Genomic DNA, 1,390 nt, shown 5'->3' on the forward strand with positions numbered 1-1,390 from the left:
GGCCGTCCGGTCAGCCGTTCACCGTCCAGCGCGGCCTGCAGCAGGACCGCCGCGGCGGCCCGGTCGACGACCTTCCGCCGCGCCTGCCCGTGGACACCGCCGGCGCGTAGACCGCTCTCGGCCGTCACCGTGGTGAGCCGTTCGTCGTACAACCGGACCGCCCCGGGGGGTAGACGGTCCGCCAGCATCGCGGCGAACCTGCGGGCGGACGCCGCCGCCGGGCCCTCACGGCCCGACAGCGACGTCGGCAGTCCCACGATGACCTCGATCGCCTCGTTCTCCTCGACCAGCCGCACCAGCCGGTCGACGTCCCCCTTGCCCGCCTTCACGGTCTCCAGGGGGGAGGCGAGGACGCCGCCCGGGTCGCAGCGGGCGACGCCGATCCGGACGCTGCCCACGTCGACTCCCAGTCGGACTCCGATCCTCATGCGGCCCCTACGGCTCGTTCGACGGCGGCCAGCGCCTCACCGATCTTCCCGGCGTCCGCGCCTCCGCCCTGGGCGAGGTCGTCCTTGCCGCCGCCGCCCCCGCCGAGGGTCTTGGCGGCGAGGCCGACCAGCTGCCCGGCCTTCAGGCCGCGCTCGCGGGCGCCCTCGGTGAGGGCGATCACGACGACCGGCCGGTCCTTGGGCGCGCCCGCGACCATCACCACGGCCGGACGGCCCTGGAGCCGGCCGCGCACGTCCACGGCGAGCTTGCGCAGGTCGTCGGCGCCGGTGCCGTCCGGGGCGCGGTGCCCCACGAAGGCGATCCCGTTGACGTCCGCGGCCGCCTCGGCGAGGCCGGCCGCCGCCTGCAGCACCTGCTGGGCGCGGACCCTCTCCAGCTCCTTCTCGGCGTCGCGCAGCCGGGCGACGATGCCGGAGATCCGCTCGGGCAGCTCCTCCTTGCGCGTCTTCATCTGCTCGGAGAGCTGGTTGACCAGCACGCTCTCGCGCGCCAGGAAGCGGAACGCGTCGATGCCGACCAGCGCCTCGACCCGGCGCACGCCGGCGCCGATGGACGACTCGCCGAGCACCTTCACCAGGCCGAGCTGCCCGGACCGCGCGACGTGGGTGCCGCCGCACAGCTCGCGGGAGTAGTCGCCGATCTCCACGACCCGGACCTCGTCGCCGTACTTCTCGCCGAACAGGGCGAGCGCGCCCATGGCGCGGGCCTCGTCGATCGAGGTGTGGAAGGCGCGGACGTCCAGGTCGTTGATCAGGACCTCGTTGACCTCGTCCTCGACGTCGCGCAGGACGCTCACCGGGACGGCGCCCGAGGCGGTGAAGTCGAACCGGAACCGGCCGGGCGAGTTCTCCGAGCCCGCCTGCGCGGCGGACTCGCCGAGCGCGCGGCGGAAGCCGGCGTGCACCAGGTGGGTCGCCGAGTGCGAGCGGGAGATCGCGTG

Annotated in this window: 2 protein-coding genes; both read right to left on the reverse strand. The window is 75.0% G+C overall.

Features of this window, described 5'->3' with window-relative positions:
- Positions 1-428 (reverse strand): Holliday junction resolvase RuvX (gene ruvX / locus AB0J52_RS40680; protein WP_500188569.1); only part of this gene is annotated, 428 nt, incomplete at its 3' end.
- Positions 425-1,390 (reverse strand): DHHA1 domain-containing protein (locus tag AB0J52_RS40685; RefSeq protein ID WP_500188571.1); only part of this gene is annotated, 966 nt, incomplete at its 5' end. The genes AB0J52_RS40685 and ruvX, both read right to left, overlap by 4 nt.

The organism is Spirillospora sp. NPDC049652, from assembly GCF_040675125.1.
In the GTDB taxonomy this organism is placed as follows: Bacteria; Actinomycetota; Actinomycetes; order Streptosporangiales; family Streptosporangiaceae; genus Spirillospora.